The sequence below is a fragment of the Marinovum algicola genome, assembly GCF_900109145.1.
GTDB classification, from domain to species: domain Bacteria; phylum Pseudomonadota; class Alphaproteobacteria; order Rhodobacterales; family Rhodobacteraceae; genus Marinovum; species Marinovum algicola.
The window spans coordinates 222,065-239,793 of record NZ_FNYY01000006.1; the positions used below are offsets into that span (position 1 = coordinate 222,065).

Consider the following 17,729-nt stretch of genomic DNA (forward strand, 5'->3'; position numbering starts at 1 on the left):
TCAGGTGTCGCGGAAGGCGCGATCGAAATAATGTTTGATCGGCCGGAGCACGTATTGAATGGCGATCTGGCTTTCGGTGGTCATGAACGCTTCCACCGGCATTCCGGGCACCAGATCGCGATCGCCGAGCTTGGCCATCTCATCCTCGCGCAGCTGCACCTTGACCTCGTAGTAGAAGGCCTTGCTCACCGGATCCGAGATCACATCGGCCGAGATCCGCGCCACTTCACCGACGATGATCGGGATTTCCCGCTCGCTGAACGCCTTGAACTTGATCGACGCCTGCTGCCCGACGCGCACCTCGTCGATGTCGGTGGCGTCGACCCTTATGCCGACCTGCACCGGTTCGCTGCTGGGCACGATCATCATCAGCGGCTTGGCCGCCACCACGACCGACCGGGTGCCGAACAGGGCTGACTGGTGGATGGTGCCGTCCACCGGCGCGCGGATCTCCAGCTTGCTCAACGTGTCGGTGAGCTGAAGCCGCTTTTCCAGGTAGCGCGTGCGCAGCGGCCGCAGCTTGCTCAGCGCCTCTTCGGCCTTTTCCTGTGCTTCCGGCACCACCGCCAACCGCTTGAGGTCGAGCTCGGAGATCTTGCCGCGCAGCTCCGCGATCTTGGCTTCGAGCCTGCCGATCTCGCCGCGCATGGCGACATCTTCCTTCTTGAGCTTGTAGACCTCCGAGGCCTTGATCAACTGGCGTTCGGCCAGGGCGTCGGCATTGGCGATCTCTTCCGCCAAGAGCGACAGCTCTTCGCGAGTGGCGGCCAACTGCGAGGACACCCCGGCAATCTCGGCGCGAATTTGCTGGGCCTGTTCTTCCAGCAGCCGCATGCCGGAGCTGACCGCCTCGAAATGGGCCGCCAGCTGTCGGCGCTGTCGCGCGACCAGCCGGCCGATATCCGCGTGCTCGGCCGCGGCTTCGGCCAGCAACGGGTGCAGGTCGAGCGCGTCGCGGTTGTCGAGCACCGCGTCGAGCCGGGCGATATTGGCCAGCGTCTCGAAGAGCTCGCCTTCGGTGACATTGAGATCGGAGCGCGGCTCGGTGCTGTCGAGCCGGACAAGCAGATCGCCGGCGCGCACCCGGTCGCCGTTGCGGGCAAAAATCTGATCGACGACGCCGCCCACCGGATGCTGCACGGCGGTCATGGAGGTCGAAACCTCGAGCACGCCCTTGCCGATCACCGCCCCTGATATCCGCGCCTGCGTCGACCAATAGCCCAGCCCCGCCAGCCCGAGGATCATTGTCAGCACCACGATGGTGAACGGGCGTCCGGTGGTCCAGGTCCTGCGGCGTCGGTCGGGGCTCTCGGTCATCGGCTCACCGTCTCGCGACCTTGGGGCGGGGCTCTTCGCTCACGGCGCCATCGTTGCGCACCACCGCGACCCGCGGCCGTTGCTGGCCCGCGGCGGCGGGCGCGTCTTCGGCCACCCTGCGGTTCTGATTGGAGGACGAGGCGCTTTTCTGTTCGGTGAGCTTGCCGTCCTTGAGCAGGAAGTGCCGGTCGGTATACCCCAGCCCCAGAGGGTCGCGCGCGGTCATCAGGATCAGCGTCCCCTCGTCTTTGAGCGCGGTAAGCGTCTGTTTCAGTTTTTTGGGAATGCGCACCAGCATGTCGGAATCGAGCTGATCGATGATCAGGATTTCAGGGCTGTGATAGAGCGCGCGTGCGAGGCTGAGCTGATAGCGCTCAAAGGCCGAAAGACAGGTGCCGCGGGCATCGATCACGGTCTTGAAGCCATCGGGCAGCGAGCAGATCGCGGCGTGCATCCGCGCCCGCCGCGCCGCCTCGCCGACCTTTTCCGGGTCGGGGCTGGCCTCGAAACCCGAGATGTTCTCTTCGATCGTGCCGGCCACAAAACCGGGCGACTCCGGCGCATAGCCGAAAACCCGCTGCGCCTCGGCGTCGGTGAGCCGTGACGTGTGCCGGCCATTGATCAGCACGGCGCCGGCGCTTTGCTGCCACATCCCGAGGATGGTCTCGAGCAGAACGGTCTTGCCCTGGCTCGACAGCCCGTTGATTTCGATCACTTCGCCCGCATTTGCGGTGAGCGAGATCGAGCGCAGGATCAGGTTGCCGGTGAGCGGCGAGCGGACCGAGAGGTTTTGCAGCACAAGCCGGTAGGGTGCGCCGGGCTGTTCGGCGTAATCGTCCTCGAGCTCTTCGGCGCGGTTGGCCAGGATGCGGGTCAGACGCTGCCAGTGCTGGCGGGCCTCGAACATCCGCGGGATCTGGACAAAGAACCGGTCGACCGGTCCGAGAATGCGGGTCACCAGGAAGGTGGCCGCCACCATCGCGCCCACGGTCAGTTCGCCCTGAAGGGTCAGCAGGGCACCCGTGGCCAGCACCGAGTAGCGCACCACCATGGTGGTGATGCGCGACATGGTTTCGAACCAGCTTGTCCAGTCGCGCAGCGCGATGGAATCGTCACGCGCCTGATTGCGCGCCTGTTGCCAGCGCGGATTGAACCCCACGCCCATATCCTGTGACCGCACGGTATCGCGCGAGGCGATGAGCACGTTCTTGAGCTGGTTGACCGCCCCGGAGGCGGCCCGCGACCGTTCCTGGCGGCCGCCCATGAAGATCGCCTGGAGCGCCGCCAGCAGCGCAATCACGCCGACCCCGGCCACACAGGCCCAGCCCAGCAGCGGGTGCAACACAAAGACCACGGCGACAAACATCGGCGCCCAGATGAAGTCGAAGATCGCGATCAGCGAGCCGGAGTGGAAAAAGCCACGCAGCCCGTCGACCTCGTCAAGCCCGACGGCGGGCTTGGGTTTGTTGTGCTGAAAGACATGGTTGCGGCCGGAATGGCGCAGCAGCGTCTGCTCCATCTTTTCTTGGAACTGCGCGCCAAACCGCGCCAGCAGGCGCTTGCGGGCGTAATCCAGCACGCCGAGCACCAGCAGCAGGCCCATGACCAGCGCCACCAGTGCCACCAGGGTTTCGACCGAACGCGAGGTGAGCACCCGGTCATAGATCAGGATCATGAACATCGGCCCCGCCAGGCGCAGGACATTGACCAGAAAACTGAGAAGAAAGGCCGAGGTCAGGATGAACCCGCCCTTGCGGACGGCGGCCCGCGCCGACCCTCGGAGTGCCTTGGCTGAATTCACGTTACTCTGTCCTTCCGTGGTTTCGAGAACCGGAACGGACCGCGTCAGACGACCCATGACGGACAGCGCCGGCGGCGCTGCCCCGGTGTAGCCGGAAAGAGCTACTTCTTCTTGTTCGGCTTCTTCACCTGATTGAGGTTGAAGCTGATAATGATGCGGTTGGCGTCGTTGCCTTCTTCCTTGGATTCATTCGTGTCGACCGAGTGATACAGCCAGCTCGGAAAAATGAGCATGCGGCCCGGCACCGGCGTGAAGCGGACCTTGGTCCAGCATTCCTTGGGCCGTTTCTTGTTCGGCTGAAACTTTGCCTGGTTCATCAAATGCATGGTTCTGGGTTCAATGAACTCGATGTTACCACATTTTTCCGGCGCCTGGATATAGTAGACTCCGCTCCACAGGCAGCCGGGGTGGACATGCGCCTTGTTCACGCAGCCCGGCGGGTTGATGATCGACCACATGGTGCCGATCCTCATTTCGTGGGTGTCGGCATAGCCGAGGTTCTCCGACATCCGGGCGGTTGCCTGATTGATGCGCGAGACCATCTCGGCATAGTCGTCGGCTTTGTGCAGATCGTTGTGGCTGTGCCAGCCGCCCAGTGCGGGAATGTTCGAGCGGCTGATGCCTTTCTGGTCGCGGATACGTTCGTTGTAAATCTTTTCGATCAGGCTTTCGTTCAGCTTTTCGGGATTTTTCAAATCGATTTGAAATACCATAGTCGGAAAGTACATGCGTCGAGTGAAATTGAAGTCTTCGTTGGCCATTCCATCTCTCACTTGTTTTAAAATACATGGTCTTGCTAGGATGGCGGCCGCCGCCGCCACCTGCGATCATACCAGCGAAGCGCCTTATTCCAATTGGTTATTTTCACGTGTCCAGCCTGCAACTTATGATGGAGCATCGCTCTGGCGACCGGAGTTGCCCGAAGCGGTTGCCGGGTGACGCTACGGCATCTCACTCTCCTTTGGCGTGTGTGGTCGCGTGATGCGCGCCGCGTCCCCACCCTGCATGCGGGACTGGCTGGCGCTGCACGGCATGACAGCGCAGGGCTGCGCCCGGCTGCTGGCCACCGAACCGCCCCTCCCGGAGCCGGTCGCGCACAGCGATACGGCAGCGGAATGGCCGGACGGCCCGGCGCTCTGGGCACTGGTCGCCCGCGCCCTGACGCACCGCCTGCCAGAGCTCACCCCGGAGATCGAACGAACAGCCGGCGCCACCGTGCTGAACTTTGCTCCTGACCGCGCCCGGCACCCGAAGCCATTTGCGCTCTATATTACTGAAAAATCGTTGGTTTACGTGTCCTGCCCGCTCTCGCGTTCGGCTGCGGACCTCGCCATCGCAGCGCATGAATTCGGCCATGCCCTCCAGTTGCATTGCATCGCCGGAGCCGCACTGGCGCCGGTGCTGCGCGAAACCTGTGCCTTTCTGGCCGAAGAAATGGTGCCGCCGGGGCTGGCCGATCTCTCGCCCGGCCACGCTGGCGCCGCTGCCGATGCGCTGGCCGGCCACCGGGCGCGCAACCTCGGCGCGATGCGTCAGCGATTGCAAGCCTGTCTTGCGCGCCCCGGGGCGGCGTATGACTACAGTTGGAACTATCCGCCCGCCCGAATCCTCGCGTTGCTCCTTCTGCAAGAGGGGACGGGCGCGGTGCGACGGGCGGTTTTCCATGGCGAAAAGAGCCTGGCTGATCTGCGGCGCGATCTGCACGCATAAGGCGATCACCCCGGGTGATCGAGGCACGTTCGCCCCTGCTGCGACAGCGCCTGGAAGACGGTCAGGGCGGGGGCTGCGCGGCCTCGCCGGAAACCCCAGTTCCTTAAATTTCCGTTGACAGAATGCCGATTCGTGCCGAACATCTTGAGTAAATCTGCATTTCCTTGGGCCGTGGCGTCATTGAGCATCACTTTGGCCCGCATTGGGTTTTTTGTACTGCATTGATTAATATACCCAAATGCACATCGGTCATGCGCTTTTGATATACCTGCATTTCTGGATTTTTCAGGCTCGCTGAGCCGCTCCCACCAGAACTCCCGATTCAGAGCTGCCTGCCTGGCAGGCGCATTTCTTTCATTCTCGCAAGAGACCATTCCGACCAACGGAGACCTCCCATGACCGCCATCATCGCCACCCCCGCCGCCCTGACCACCGACCTCACCGAAGAGCTGGCCGCGCTGATCGACGCCGCGCTCGAGATCCGTGACCTCACCGCGCCCCTGAGCTTTGTTGATTTCTTCGATGGCGATGAAGGCGATGAGGAGAACGAAGGCAACGAGGGCGACGAAGACGACGAGGACAACGAAGGCGACGAGTTCGACGAGGGCGACGAGAACGACGAGGGCGACGAGGGCGACGAGGGCAACGAAGGCGACGAACAGGACGAGCCCGACGGCGGCAATGAAGGCGACGAAGGCAACGAGGGCAACGAAGGCAACGAAGGCAACGAGGACAACGAAGGCAACGAAGCTGACGAAGGCAACGAGGGCGACGAAGGCGACGAAGGCGACGAAGACGACGAATTCAACGAGGCCGACGAAGGCAACGAAGGCGACGAGGGCGACGAAGGCAACGAAGGCGACGAGGGCAACGAGGACAACGAAGGCAACGAAGGCGACGAGGGCGACGAGGGCAACGAAGGCGACGAAGGCAACGAAGGCAACGAGGGCGACGAAGACAACGAGGGGAATGAGAGCGGCGGCTCGGGCGACGACGGCAACGAGGGCGACGAGGACAACGAGGGCAACGAGGCCGACGAAGGCAACGAAGGCGACGAGGGCGACGAGGGCAACGAAGGCAACGAAGGCAACGAAGACGACGAAGGCAACGAAGGCGACGAAGCCAACGAGGGCAACGAAGGCGACGAAGGCAACGAAGGCAACGAAGGCGACGAAGGCAACGAGGACAACGAAGGCAACGAAGGCGACGAGGGCGACGAAGCCGAAGGCGACGAAGGCGACGAAGGCGACGAGCAGGACGAAAACGACGAAGACGACGAAAACGACGAAGGCGACGAAGGCGACGAGGCCGACGAAGACGACGAGGGCAATGAAGACAACGAAGGCAACGAGGGCGACGAAACCGGCAACGAAGGTGACGAAGGCAACGAGGCCGACGAAGGCGACGAGGGTGACGAAGACAACGAAGGCAACGAAGGCAACGAAGGCAACGAAGGCAACGAAGGCGACGAAGGCGACGAGCCCGGCGTAGACCCGCAGGATGAGGGTGACGAAGAAAACGAGGGCGACGAAGGCGACGAAGACGACGAGGGCGACGAGGGCGACGGCACCGATACGTTCGACGACGAAGGCGACGAGGGCAACGAAGACGACGAAGACGACGAGGCTGACGAAGCCAACGAGGGCAATGAGCACGGCACCAACCCTGACGACGATGATAACGAAGGCAACGAAGGCGACGAAGGCAACGAAAACGTGCCCGGTCAGGAAGACAACGAAGGCGACGAAGGCGACGAGAGCAACGAAGACAACGAAGACGACGAAGGCAACGAAGACGACGAGGCCGACGAAAACGACGAGGGCGACGAAGGCGACGAGAACGACGAAGGCGACGAAGCCAACGAGGACGACGAAAACGACGAAAACGACGAAGGCGACGAAAACGACGAGTTCAACGAAGGCAACGAAGACAACGAAAACGACGAGAACGACGAAAACGACGAAGGCGACGAAGGCAACGAAGGCGACGAAGACGACGAAAACAACGAAGGCAACGAAGCCCTGCCGGATACCGGGAACGAAAACGACGAGAATGACGAAGGTGACGAGGGCAACGAAGGCGACGAACTCGACGAGCACGACGAAGACGACGAGGGCGACGAGAACGATGAAGACGACGAAAACGACGAAGGTGACGAAGGCCAGGAGGGCGACGAAGGCGACGAAGGCGACGAAGACAATGAATTTGACGAAAACGACGAGAATGACGAAGGCGATGAGGCCAACGAGGGCGACGAATACGACGAGGGCGACGAAGGCGATGAGGCCAACGAGGGTGACGAGGGCGACGAAGGCGATGAGCCTGTGGCCGGCACTGGTGACGAGGGTGACGAGGGCAATGAAGGTGACGAAATTGATCCGGACATAGATAACTCCGGTGACGAAGCCGACGAAGGCGACGAAGGCGACGAAGCCGACGAAGGCGACGAAGCCGACGAGCACGACGAAAACGACGAGGGTGATGAAGAGGACGAAGGCGACGAAGGCAACGAGGACGACGAAAGCGACGAAGACGACGAGGGCGATGAAGACAACGAAGGTGACGAAGCCGACGAGGACGACGAAGGGGACGAGCACGACGAAGAAAATGAAGGCGACGAAGCCGACGAGAATAACGAAGGCGACGAAGGCAATGAAGGCGACGAATCCGACGAGAACGATGAAGCGGACGAAGGTGACGAAAACAATGAAGGAGATGAAAACGACGAAAGCGATGAAGGCGACGAAGGCGGCATAAACAACGAAGGAGACGAAGGCGACGAAGACAACGAGAACGACGAGAACGACGAGAACGACGAAGACGACGAAGCTAACGAAGACGACGAAGGCGACGAATTCGACGAGGGCGACGAGGAGAACGAGGGCGACGAAAACGACGAAGAGGATGAAAACAACGAAGGCGACGAAGGCAACGAAGACTTCGAAGGCGACGAGGGAGACGAAGGCCAGGAAGGCAACGAAGGCGACGAAGACGACGAAGACAACGAAGGCGACGAAGACGACGAGAATAACGAAGGCGACGAAGGCAACGAAGGAGACGAAGGCGACGAAGGCGACGAAGCTGACGAGGCCGACGAAGAGAACGAAGGCGACGAAGGCGACGAGAACGACGAACTCAACGAAGAAGACTCCGACGACGAAGGTGACGAAGCCAACGAGGGCAATGAGAACGACGAAGGAGATGAAGGCGACGAAGGCAACGAAGCGGACAGCCAGGCCGATAACAATGAAGGCGATGAAGGCGACGAGAACAACGAAGGCAATGAAGGCGACGAGAACGACGAAGACGACGAGGGCAACGAACACGACGAAGACGACGAGGGTGACGAAGGCGACGAGGGTAACGAACCCGTCTAATCCCTCGCACCACCTGCCTGCGGAGACCTTCCCGCAGGCAGCGGTTCTGCCAAGACACCAAGGCGGCGCTCCCAGCGCCGCCTTCTTATTTGGAGCGCTCGCCAGGCTGCGCCCTTGCCCCATATCGGCCAGAACACCGCTACCGAGCTGCTGATCCTGGTTGGCTGCGCTCTCTGCGCGACCTTCCTGCGGTTTGCAGATCTCCCGCTGGCGCGCCTGCTGATCGGCTTCATTCTCGGTCCGCCGTCGAAGAACAACTTTTCCTGCGCCATGCAGTTTTGTGATGGGGGTGAGTTTCATCTGCGACCGTCCGATGACACTTGGCCTGCCGGTGCGGGCGCTGATACTGGTGGTCCTGCCCAGTTGCCGCGCGCGGAACCGGGCGGCAGGTGCGGCCAAAGGCGACTGAGGCCCGACGCCAGCGACATCGAGCCAGGGAGAGGCCATGAGCAAACCGCTAGAGGGCATTCGCGTGCTCGATTTGACCAATGTGCTGGCCGGCCCGTTCTGTTGCCACCACCTGGCGCATATGGGTGCCGAGGTGATCAAGGTCGAGGCCAGGGGCCGCGGCGACCTTGCGCGGCAGCTGGGGGCCGACCCGGAGCTGAATGCCAGCGGCATGGGGGTGTCCTTTCTGGCCCAGAACGCCGGCAAGAAATCGGTGACCGTCAATCTCAAGCACCCGGAGGGAAAGGCGCTGTTCCTGCGCCTCGTGGCGACCGCCGATGTGGTGGTCGAGAACTTTCGCCCCGGCGTGATGACCCGTCTGGGCGTCGGATATGACGTGCTGAAAGCGGTGAACCCGCACCTGATCTATTGCGCGATCTCGGGCTTCGGGCAGGATGGCCCCTGGGTGCATCGCCCGGCCTATGACCAGATCGTGCAGGGCGCCTCGGGGGTCATGTCGATCACCGGCGACGGCGAAAGCGCACCGCTGCGCGTCGGCTATCCGGTGGCCGATACCGTCGGCGGCATCACCGCCGCCTTTGCCATTTCCGCCGCGCTCAATGCCACGCCCCGGGGCAGCATGATCGACGTCTCGATGCTGGAATCGGTGCTGGCAACGATGGGCTGGGTGGTCTCCAACTACCTGATCGCCGGGGTGGAGCCTCTGGCCCATGGCAACGAGAACCCCACCTCTGCCCCTTCCGGGGCCTTCGAAGCCGGCGAAGGCCTGATCAACATCGCCGCCAACAAGGACGAGCAATGGCAGTTGCTGGCCGGGCATCTGGGGTTGTCGCATCTTTGCGCGCGGCCCGAATATGCCAGCCGGGAGGCGCGCAAGGCCAACCGCCGGGCGCTGAAGGCCGAGCTGGAAACCGTGCTGAAAACCCGGCCCGCCCGCGACTGGGCCAAGGAATTGAACCGGATCGGCGTGCCGGCGGGTGCGGTGCTGACCGTGCCGGAAATCCTGGCCATGCCGCAGGTGGCCGACCGGGGGTTTCTGCACAGCTATGCGGATGTGCCCGGCGTGGGGCGCGATATCCAGGTGGCCACGACCGGCATCAAGCTTGACGGCGCGGCGCCCGCGGTCGAGACCCCGCCGCCGGAACTGGGCCAGCACAACGCCGAGATCTGGCAGGAGCTTGGCCTTTCCACCGAGGACATCGATACATTGCAAGAGGATGGCGCGATATGACCCGAGACAGCAATGACGTCTCTGACTGGTGGACGACCGAGATCATCGACATGGCGCCCGGCCAGATCCGGTTTCGCGGCCATCCGGTCGAGGAACTGATCGGCGCCGTGACCTTCCCGCAGATGATCTGGTTGCTGACGCGGGGCGACCTGCCCACCGAGTCGCAGGCGCGTCTGCTGGAATGCGCATTGGTCGCGGCGGTCGATCACGGGCCTCAGGCGCCTTCGATCGCGACCGCCCGCATGGCGGTGACCTGCGGGCTCGGTCTCAACGGGGCCATGGCCTCGGCGGTGAACATGCTGGATGATGTTCATGGCGGGGCCGGCGAGCAGGCGGTGGAGTTCTACGGCTGGATCGGTGCGGCCGTTCAGGCGGGCCAGCCTCTGGATGCTGCGGTGCCGCAGATGGTCGACCGCTGGCAGGCCGAGCGCGGCAAATTTATCCCGGGCTTCGGCCACCGGTTTCACAAGCCCGAAGACCCGCGCGCGCCGCGCCTGCTGGGCTTGGTGGACGAGGCTGCCGCGGCCGGAACGGTCAGCGGGCGATACGCCGCTATCGGCCGCACCGTCCAGACGGTGCTCAACGATCGCAAAGGCAGCCCGGTGCCGATGAACATTGATGGCGCGACGGCGGTAATCTATGCAGAACTCGGCTTTGCCGGCCCACTGGCGCGCGGATTGTTCTGCCTGTCACGCTCGGTCGGGGTGATCGCCCATGCCTGGGAACAGATGAACCAGGGCGGGCGCAACAAGGGACCGACCCCGCCTGCCTATCGCTGGACCTACACCGGCCCCGATCCGATCTGAAGCCAGTGAGACCCTCATTGACGTGATCGGGCTCGGGCGTGTTCCTGTTCACACCGAGGTTCAGGAGCTGATAGCTGAAGCCGCAAACAGTTGGGCGGATGCCGGTTGTTTCTGCATCGCAGAGCCGGAAAAAATCACTCCGCACCGAAAGGGAAATCGCAGTCATTTTCCGTGCACACGCAAGGACGGAAGGACCGTTTTCTGCCCCCCTCAGACCACCAGCGAAGGCACTGGATAAATCGTCTCTTTCCGGGGCATAAAGTCAGGTGATTTTGGCGACCCCGGCAGGATTCGAACCTGCAACCTGCCCCTTAGGAGGCGACAGACCCCAATCCTCCCCGCCCCGCGCCGCCCCATAAAACACTAGCCTAAACAGCATCTTGAGGCTACGTTAGCCCGCGACAGCCCGAGCGAACCCTATCCCCACCTGGTTCGGAAACGGTTCGAGCTTCGGGGCAAACACGGTTCGCAGAGGAGATGCGGGATGCCAGAGAAATTGACAGAGGGGCTCATCAGGGGGCTCAAGTTCGAGGGGAAGGCCACGACAGTCCGGGACGCCAAGGTGACGGGGCTGATGGTGGCGGTGAACAAAACGGGAAAGTCCTACAAGGTGCAGCGTGACCTTTGGCAGGGGCAGCGCGGGCGGCGGAAGCTGGTGAAGACCGTCCGCCACACCTTGGGCACCACCGAGGAGCTGACCTTGGAGGAGGCCCGGAACCGGGCGTCGGCGGTGATCGACCAGATCAAGCGCGGCATCGACCCGAACGCCCCGGCGGCGGACCCGGCGGCAGACGCGGGCACATGGACCGTGCGCCGCCTGTACGAGGAGTACATTGCCGACATGCGCGCCCGGGACTGCGCGGAGCGGTCGGTGGAGAACATGCTGGACCGGCTTAACCGCTACCTCTCCGGCTGGTCCGACACGCCCCTGACAGAGATCAGGCGCAGCATGGCCCGCGAGGAACACCGCCGCATCACCCGAGACCACGGCGGCCCCTCCGCCAACAAGACCCTGCGCGACTTCCGGGCCGCCTACAACTTCGCCCTGAAGGTGGTCGATGACCCGGACGCCCTGCCCGTGAACCCGGTGGCGGCGGTGACCTTCAACAAGGAGCGGTCGAGCAACCGCGTCATCATGCCCGAGGACCTGCCCGACTGGTGGGCGAAGGTGCAGGCCCTGCCGAACCCGCTGCGCCGGGACATGCACACGCTCGGGCTCCTCTCGGGCCTGCGCCCCGGCACCCTCGTCTCCCTGCGCCGCGACTGGGTGCGGACGGCTGACCGCGCCATCTCCATCCCCCGGATGAAGTCGGGCCGGAGCTTCGACCTGCCCTTGTCTGGGCGCATGGTCGAGGTGGTGGAGCGCATCCTTGTGACGGGCGCAGTCCTGTTCCCGAAGTCGGAATGGCTGTTCCCCACCCGGTCGAGCAAGACGGGCGAGGTGATCGCAACGCAGGTCTGGAAGGAGAAGGCGCTGCCCAGCGACACCGGCCACATCCTCCGGCACACCTACCGCACGGTTGCCCAGCGCGAGGGCATCGACCGCGTGAACGCCCGGCTCCTGCTGGACCACACCGTGCCCGGCATCGACGGGGTGTACATCCACGAGCGCGCCCTGTTCGACACGCTGCTTGCCGAGCAGGAGCGCATGACCGCCGCGATCTTTGCCCTGCTGGAACCCGAACAACAAAAGATTGCGGGTTGAATAGGGAGAAAGAGGGTTTCCCAACTGGCGTCCAAAGGGGTAGCTTAGGGCGAGACTAGGAAACCGTGTCGGCTCACCGGGGGTGCCGCGCACGGGGAGCGCCCCGCGAGAGCGAGGGGCGCGGGCCAACCGGTAGGTGAGCAAACAACTCACATGGGCCTGTCACTGAACCGACCGCCCGCCGCAGGCGGTCTGTTGTTTGGTGACGACAATGGACCAACAGACGATTGAAGCCATCGCGGAGGCCGTGACCGCGCGCATCCTCCGTGACCTTCCGCGCGGGCGTGTGCCCGTCTCCCCCGAATACCTGACCGCTGAGCAGGTTTCCCAGATGACGGGCTTCTCGCCCAAGTCGCTGGAGGCGTACCGCGCCAAGCGCGTCGGGCCGCCGTTCCTGAAGGTGGGCCACAGCATCCGCTACCGCGCTGAAGACGTGCGTGCCTGGGTTGAAGCCGGGGGTGCGGTCGAATGAGTGCGATGGACAAAGGAAACGCCCCCAGCCGGGGGACCGGGGGCGCTCAGGAAGACAGGACCCTTGAACAGAACCGCCATCATCAACCCTGTGACCCGAGTATAGCGGGCGGAGGTGGCCGAGGCGAGGCCGGAGACTTGTGGCCGAACCCCGAGGAGGCCGTGACCTTCCTTGAAGGTTGGCGTCCGGGTGGGCCTTGGGTCCTGACGGCGATCCCACCCGAGGGCGGCGCAACCCGGACGGTGACGCTGGCCGACCCCGGCGCGGTGCGGAAGTGGATCCACGACCACAGCGGCGGGCGCTGGAACCTCTACTTCACGGTGAACGAGACGGCGGGGCCTGTCCGCAAGAAGCCGGAGAAGGCCGACATGGCCGCCGCGACCGGCCTGCATGTGGACGTGGACCCGCGCCCGGGCGAGGTGCTGGACGCCGAACGCGAGCGGGCGCTGCGGCTCCTCCGGGCCTACAGCCCCGCGCCCACGGCCATCGTTGACAGTGGCGGCGGGTACCAAGACTTTTGGAAGGCGGAGGAGCCCGTGCCGCTGGACGGGGACGCCGCGCACATCGAGCGGCGCAACCTGAGGATTGAGACGGACCTACAGGCCGACGCCTGCCACAACATCGACCGCCTGATGCGCCTCCCCGGGACCGTGAACTGGCCCAGTGAGAAGAAGCGCAAGAAGGGGCGCGTTGCCCGGCTCGCAAGCGTCGTGGATGCGGAATGGCGGCGCACGTACCGGCTGGCCGAATTCCCCGAGGCGGAGGTGGCGAAGACCACGCCCGCCGCCGGTGGCCCGTGCGTCGAGCTGGGCGACGTGAAGCGCCTCGACAGCCTCGATGATCTCCCGGCTACGATATCTGCCCGGACGCGGATGCTCATTGTCAACGGTGGCGATCCTGACGACCCAAGCAAATACCCGTCGCGGTCTGAGGTGTTGTTTGCTGTCCTTTGCGAGATGATCCGCGCCGGCGTGGACGACGATGTGATGGCGGCAGTGATCCTTGACCCTGAATATGGGATCAGCGCCCATGTCCTCGAACAGCCGAAGCCCAAGGGCTACGCGGGGCGGCAGATCGCGCGGGCGAGGGCCGAGGCGGTCGAACCCGAGCTTGCAGAGATGAACGCCCGCCATGCGATGGTGAAGTACGGCGGGCGGGTCCGGGTCTTGGTCGAGCGCAGCGACGGCCTGCCGGAGTTTTTGAAGAAGGCCGAGCTTTTCGACTGGTACGCGAACCGGACTGTGAAGGTCGCCGTCGACAAGGACGGGAACGATGTGAAGAAGCCGCTGGCCGAGTGGTGGATCAAACACCCTCAGCGGCGCGACTTCGAGCGCGTCGAGTTCATGCCCGGGGTCGAATCCCCCGATGGTGTCTACAACCTCTGGCGCGGCCCCGCCGTGGTGCCCGCGCCGGGCGACTGCGGCCTGTTCCTTGATTTGATCCGGGACGTGATCGCCGCCGGTGATGGCGAGGTCTACGAGTACCTGCTGAACTGGATGGCGCTGAAGTTCCAGCAGCCGGGGGCCAAGCTCGAAACCTCGATTGCGCTGCGCGGCGGGCAGGGTGTTGGCAAATCCCTCTTTGCCGAGAAGTTCGGTGAGCTGTTCGGGCGGCACTTCGTCGCCGTGTCCGACCAGAAGGGCCTGATGGGCAACTTCAACGCCCACCTTCAACAGGCGCTCCTTGTCTTCGCGGACGAGATCGCCGCCGCGAAGAATGCCAACATGGTCGGTCGGCTCAAGACGCTGGTGACGCAGACGCACATCCGCATCGAGCCGAAGGGGGTGGACAGCTTCGCGGCCCCCAACCATTTCGCCGTGATCTTGGCATCGAACAATCCGCACATCGTGGCGACGGACGCCGATGACCGGCGCTGGCTGGTGCTCGACGTTTCTCCGGCTCGGCGGGGCGACCGGACCTTCTTTCGCGCCCTGGTCGAGCAATGGCAGGCTGGCGGGCGCGAGGCATTCGCACACCTTCTGATGCAGCGCGACCTGTCGGGCTTCGAGCACCGCGACCGGCCTCAGACGGCGGCGCTGGCTGAGCAGGTGGAGAGCAGCTTCACCGGCGCAGCCCGGGTGATCCATGAAATGCTTGCGTCGGGCGAGACGCCGGAAATCTGGCGCAATGGCGAACCTGTTGACGTGCCCGAAGATGGCGGGCGGGTCTTCATCCCCTCGGGTGCCCTTGCGAAGGCGGCTGTTGCCAGCGGCAAGATCCAGCGGGGCGAAGCTGCGGGTCTTGAAAAGTCGCTTGGCCACCAGCTGAAGAAGCTCGGGCGCGTCCAGAGGACCGAACAGGTCAGCATCGCCGGGAAGACGGCGCGCGGGGTCTGGCTGCCGACGCTTGCCGTGGCGCGTGATTGGTGGTCGGAGATGCATGGACGGGCCTTCGACTGGGGCGACGACCCCCATGCGAATTGGGACGTGGTGCGGGTGCCGACCGCCAAAGACTGGGGCGATGAGATGCCGTTCTGAGGGCGGCCCTCCCGTTCCGCAGCGGCGCATCCCGTTTCCGGCCCCGGCGGCTGAGAACGGGATGCGCCACCGTGCCAGATAATTGCGCCCCCGCTGGGGGTTAGCGCATCGGCTCCCGTTCTTCCCGTTCTAGTGGTTTTCCGACGCGGTTCCTTTTTTCTACCATCTCGGACCCTCTTTTGCGCGCCTTCTCACTCCTTTCCCTAACTCTCCAAAAGAACGGGAGGAACGGGAGGAACGGGAGCCTATGGCGGAAAACCCTTCGTTCTCTGGGCGTTAAGACCTTGCACCCTTTATCCCGTTCTGAAGGCGCGCCGATCCCGAACGGGAAGATCGGGAGGGCGGCTGCGCGCCACTCTTCTGGGCAGGGGGACACAGCAACACGCGCCTGCCGCCCCGGTAAAAGGGCGCGCCAGATCGGCCACCGCCGCCCCGGCAATGCCGATCCGCGCCGCGACAGCAAGAAACGGGCCGCCCGGAAAAGGGGTCCCGAAACGCTCGCCGCATCGCCTATGTTTTCTGGGCCGCGAAGGCAGCAAGAAAACGGCCCGCCATCCGTCCCCTTTCCGGGCTAGACCGCGCCACAATGTTCACGCTATGTTCCGGAATTCGCGGGGCAGCACAGAGGAGAAATGGAGATGGCGAAGCGCGTGGCGATCTATGCTCGGGTTAGCACCGGCGGCCAGACCACCGATAACCAGCTCGTCCGGCTGCGAGAGGTGGCGGAGCGGGCCGGGTGGGACGTAGTGCAGGAATATGTCGAGACGGCTTCGGGGGCCAGCCGCTCGCGCCCGGCGCTCGACCGGATGATGGCCGACGCCCGGCGGCGGCGCTTTGACCTGATCGCCGCTGTTGACGTGTCGCGCCTAGGGCGCAGCCTCGCCAACCTCGCGGCCCTGTTCGAGGAGGTGCGGCAGATCGGCTGCGACCTCTACCTTGACCGCGAGGCGGTGGACACCACCACCCCGGCGGGCCGCGCGCTCTTGGGCATGGCCTCAGTCTTCGCCGCCTTCGAGCGCGACATGATTGTCGAGCGCACCCACGCCGGGATCGCCCGCGCCCGGCTGCGGGGCGTCAGGTTCGGTCGGCCAGAGACGGGCGACGGCACCTGCGAGGCAATCCGCTCGCTTCGGCAGCAGGGCCTCGGCATCAACAAGATCGCGGCTGAGCTTCGCGTGGGCAAGTCAGTCGTGCAGCGGATCGCCAATGAGATGAAGGAGGAGACGCATGGAAGCCAAGCATGAAATCCCCGCCCGGCGCGTCGTGAATGACGCCGGCAAGAGCGAGTGGCGCGTTGGCCGCCGGGGCTTGAAGATGGTCGAGGAGCTGGCCGCTCGGGGTGTTGCCGTTGCCACCATCGCCAAGGCCCTGCGCATGGGCAAGGACGCTTTCCGAAACGTGCGCGAGCGCCAACCCGAGGTTCAGGAGGCGCTGGACCGGGGGAGGGCCAAGGAGCATGACGCGCTGGTGGCGAAGCTCTATGAGACGGCGATGGACGGCAACGTGGTTGCGGGCATGTTCCTGTTGAAGGCCCGCCACGGATACCGCGAAGGCGAGCCCTTGGAGGGCGGCAGCAGTGCCGTCCAGGTGAACATCAACCTCCCCGCCGCCATGACGCCTGAAGACTACCGGAAAATGGTGGACGTGACGCCCAAGGGCGACGGTTGAAAGCTAGGAGACGATAAAAACATGCAAGACAGCAATTATGCCGTGAGCCAAAGGATGATCAGTGAGGGCGTCCGAGCGCTCTACCGTTCCTTGGGCTATCAACTTTGCTCAGGCGACCCGGAAGAAGCCGTTGTAGAAGTATTTCGCTCCATGGCAGATGTCAGCAAGCTGGAAGCCGCTGCCTCGACAAAAAGCCCAGCAGCGCGATAGTCTGATGCCAGTTCAAGGACAGATTTCTCGGTAACAACTTCGGATTTTTCCGGGTTCTTATTATTAGGCTGGTATGTAGTCACTTGGAACTTGTCATTCATGAATTCCCAGCTGCCGTGAACAAGTCTATTCCGTCTATTTGCAGCCTTGTTGACTTTTTCGAGCGCGTCCTCGATGCTCTTCAGCTGTATATCTTGGAGTTCGGATACGGCAGCGAGCGCCCTAGGGTCAGGACCCATTGATTTCCGCCTGTCGGCGTGATTCACGGTTCGAAAAACGAGCGGTGAACATGTCCGATCTTTTCTGGCTGACAGATGCACAGATGGCGCGTCTTGAGCCCTTCTTCCCGAAGTCCCACGGCAAACCCCGCGTCGATGATCGGCGTGTGTTGAGTGGAATTATCTTCATCAATCGCAATGGCTTGCGGTGGCGCGACGCGCCGAGTGCGTATGGCCCACACAAGACACTCTACAACCGCTGGAAGCGGTGGAGTGACAGAGGCATCTTTACCCGGATGATGGCCGGACTGGCTGCCGGGCACGGCGAA

The 17,729-nt window shown here is 63.7% G+C and carries 14 protein-coding genes and 1 pseudogene; 11 read left to right on the forward strand and 4 right to left on the reverse strand.

Annotated elements, in window-relative coordinates; translation table 11 throughout:
* The 3 genes from BMW90_RS11095 to BMW90_RS11105 all read right to left on the reverse strand — a co-directional run bounded on the left by BMW90_RS11095 (position 1) and on the right by BMW90_RS11105 (position 3,879).
* Positions 1 to 1,317 carry an HlyD family type I secretion periplasmic adaptor subunit gene (locus BMW90_RS11095; RefSeq protein WP_083416020.1) on the reverse strand — a complete coding sequence of 439 codons (1,317 nt, stop codon included), beginning with the start codon at positions 1,315 to 1,317 and terminating at the stop codon, positions 1 to 3.
* Between the two features lie 4 nt (positions 1,318 to 1,321).
* Positions 1,322 to 3,118: a type I secretion system permease/ATPase gene (locus BMW90_RS11100; RefSeq protein WP_074836596.1), complete on the reverse strand. Its 1,797-nt coding sequence runs from the start codon at positions 3,116 to 3,118 to the stop codon at positions 1,322 to 1,324.
* Positions 3,119 to 3,219: 101 nt separating this feature from the next.
* The gene (locus BMW90_RS11105; protein ID WP_048528992.1) at positions 3,220 to 3,879 is read right to left on the reverse strand and encodes a TIGR02466 family protein; all 660 of its coding nucleotides are present in this window, start codon (positions 3,877 to 3,879) and stop codon (positions 3,220 to 3,222) included.
* A gap of 244 nt (positions 3,880 to 4,123) precedes the next feature.
* On the opposite strand from BMW90_RS11105, the gene BMW90_RS11110 reads away from it, so the two are divergent.
* The 10 genes and pseudogenes from BMW90_RS11110 to BMW90_RS11150 all read left to right on the forward strand — a co-directional run bounded on the left by BMW90_RS11110 (position 4,124) and on the right by BMW90_RS11150 (position 16,972).
* A complete protein-coding gene (locus BMW90_RS11110; RefSeq protein ID WP_074836597.1) occupies positions 4,124 to 4,828 on the forward strand; it encodes a hypothetical protein in 705 nt (234 codons plus the stop codon).
* A gap of 395 nt (positions 4,829 to 5,223) precedes the next feature.
* Positions 5,224 to 8,205 carry a midas domain-containing protein gene (locus BMW90_RS26675; protein WP_170850538.1) on the forward strand — a complete coding sequence of 994 codons (2,982 nt, stop codon included), beginning with the start codon at positions 5,224 to 5,226 and terminating at the stop codon, positions 8,203 to 8,205.
* A gap of 120 nt (positions 8,206 to 8,325) precedes the next feature.
* A pseudogene (locus tag BMW90_RS26995) lies at positions 8,326 to 8,614 on the forward strand (tripartite tricarboxylate transporter permease); the annotation flags it as partial.
* 36 nt (positions 8,615 to 8,650) lie between these two features.
* Positions 8,651 to 9,844, forward strand: a complete 1,194-nt coding sequence (locus BMW90_RS11120; protein WP_074836598.1) for a CaiB/BaiF CoA transferase family protein — start codon at positions 8,651 to 8,653, stop codon at positions 9,842 to 9,844.
* Positions 9,841 to 10,650 carry a citryl-CoA lyase gene (locus BMW90_RS11125; protein ID WP_074836599.1) on the forward strand — a complete coding sequence of 270 codons (810 nt, stop codon included), beginning with the start codon at positions 9,841 to 9,843 and terminating at the stop codon, positions 10,648 to 10,650. Before BMW90_RS11120 ends, BMW90_RS11125 begins: the two co-directional genes overlap by 4 nt.
* 484 nt (positions 10,651 to 11,134) lie before the next feature.
* Entirely contained in the window at positions 11,135 to 12,355 is a 1,221-nt protein-coding gene (locus tag BMW90_RS11130) for a tyrosine-type recombinase/integrase (protein WP_074836600.1), read from the forward strand.
* Positions 12,356 to 12,566: 211 nt separating this feature from the next.
* Positions 12,567 to 12,827, forward strand: a complete 261-nt coding sequence (locus BMW90_RS11135; RefSeq protein ID WP_074836601.1) for a helix-turn-helix transcriptional regulator — start codon at positions 12,567 to 12,569, stop codon at positions 12,825 to 12,827.
* A gap of 161 nt (positions 12,828 to 12,988) precedes the next feature.
* Positions 12,989 to 15,304 carry a DUF5906 domain-containing protein gene (locus BMW90_RS11140; RefSeq protein WP_139211329.1) on the forward strand — a complete coding sequence of 772 codons (2,316 nt, stop codon included), beginning with the start codon at positions 12,989 to 12,991 and terminating at the stop codon, positions 15,302 to 15,304.
* Between the two features lie 638 nt (positions 15,305 to 15,942).
* On the forward strand, positions 15,943 to 16,548 hold the full coding sequence (locus tag BMW90_RS11145) for a recombinase family protein (RefSeq protein WP_083416025.1): 606 nt from the start codon (positions 15,943 to 15,945) through the stop codon (positions 16,546 to 16,548).
* Positions 16,532 to 16,972, forward strand: a complete 441-nt coding sequence (locus BMW90_RS11150; protein WP_074836604.1) for a hypothetical protein — start codon at positions 16,532 to 16,534, stop codon at positions 16,970 to 16,972. Before BMW90_RS11145 ends, BMW90_RS11150 begins: the two co-directional genes overlap by 17 nt.
* Positions 16,973 to 17,070: 98 nt before the next feature.
* On the opposite strand, the gene BMW90_RS26360 is transcribed toward BMW90_RS11150, so the two are convergent.
* Complete coding sequence (locus BMW90_RS26360; RefSeq protein WP_139211331.1) at positions 17,071 to 17,421, reverse strand: hypothetical protein; 351 nt, start codon at positions 17,419 to 17,421, stop codon at positions 17,071 to 17,073.
* Between the two features lie 50 nt (positions 17,422 to 17,471).
* Between BMW90_RS26360 and BMW90_RS11155 the strand changes: the two genes are divergently transcribed.
* The coding region (locus tag BMW90_RS11155) for an IS5/IS1182 family transposase (RefSeq protein ID WP_074836621.1) at positions 17,472 to 17,729 on the forward strand (258 nt) is incomplete at its 3' end.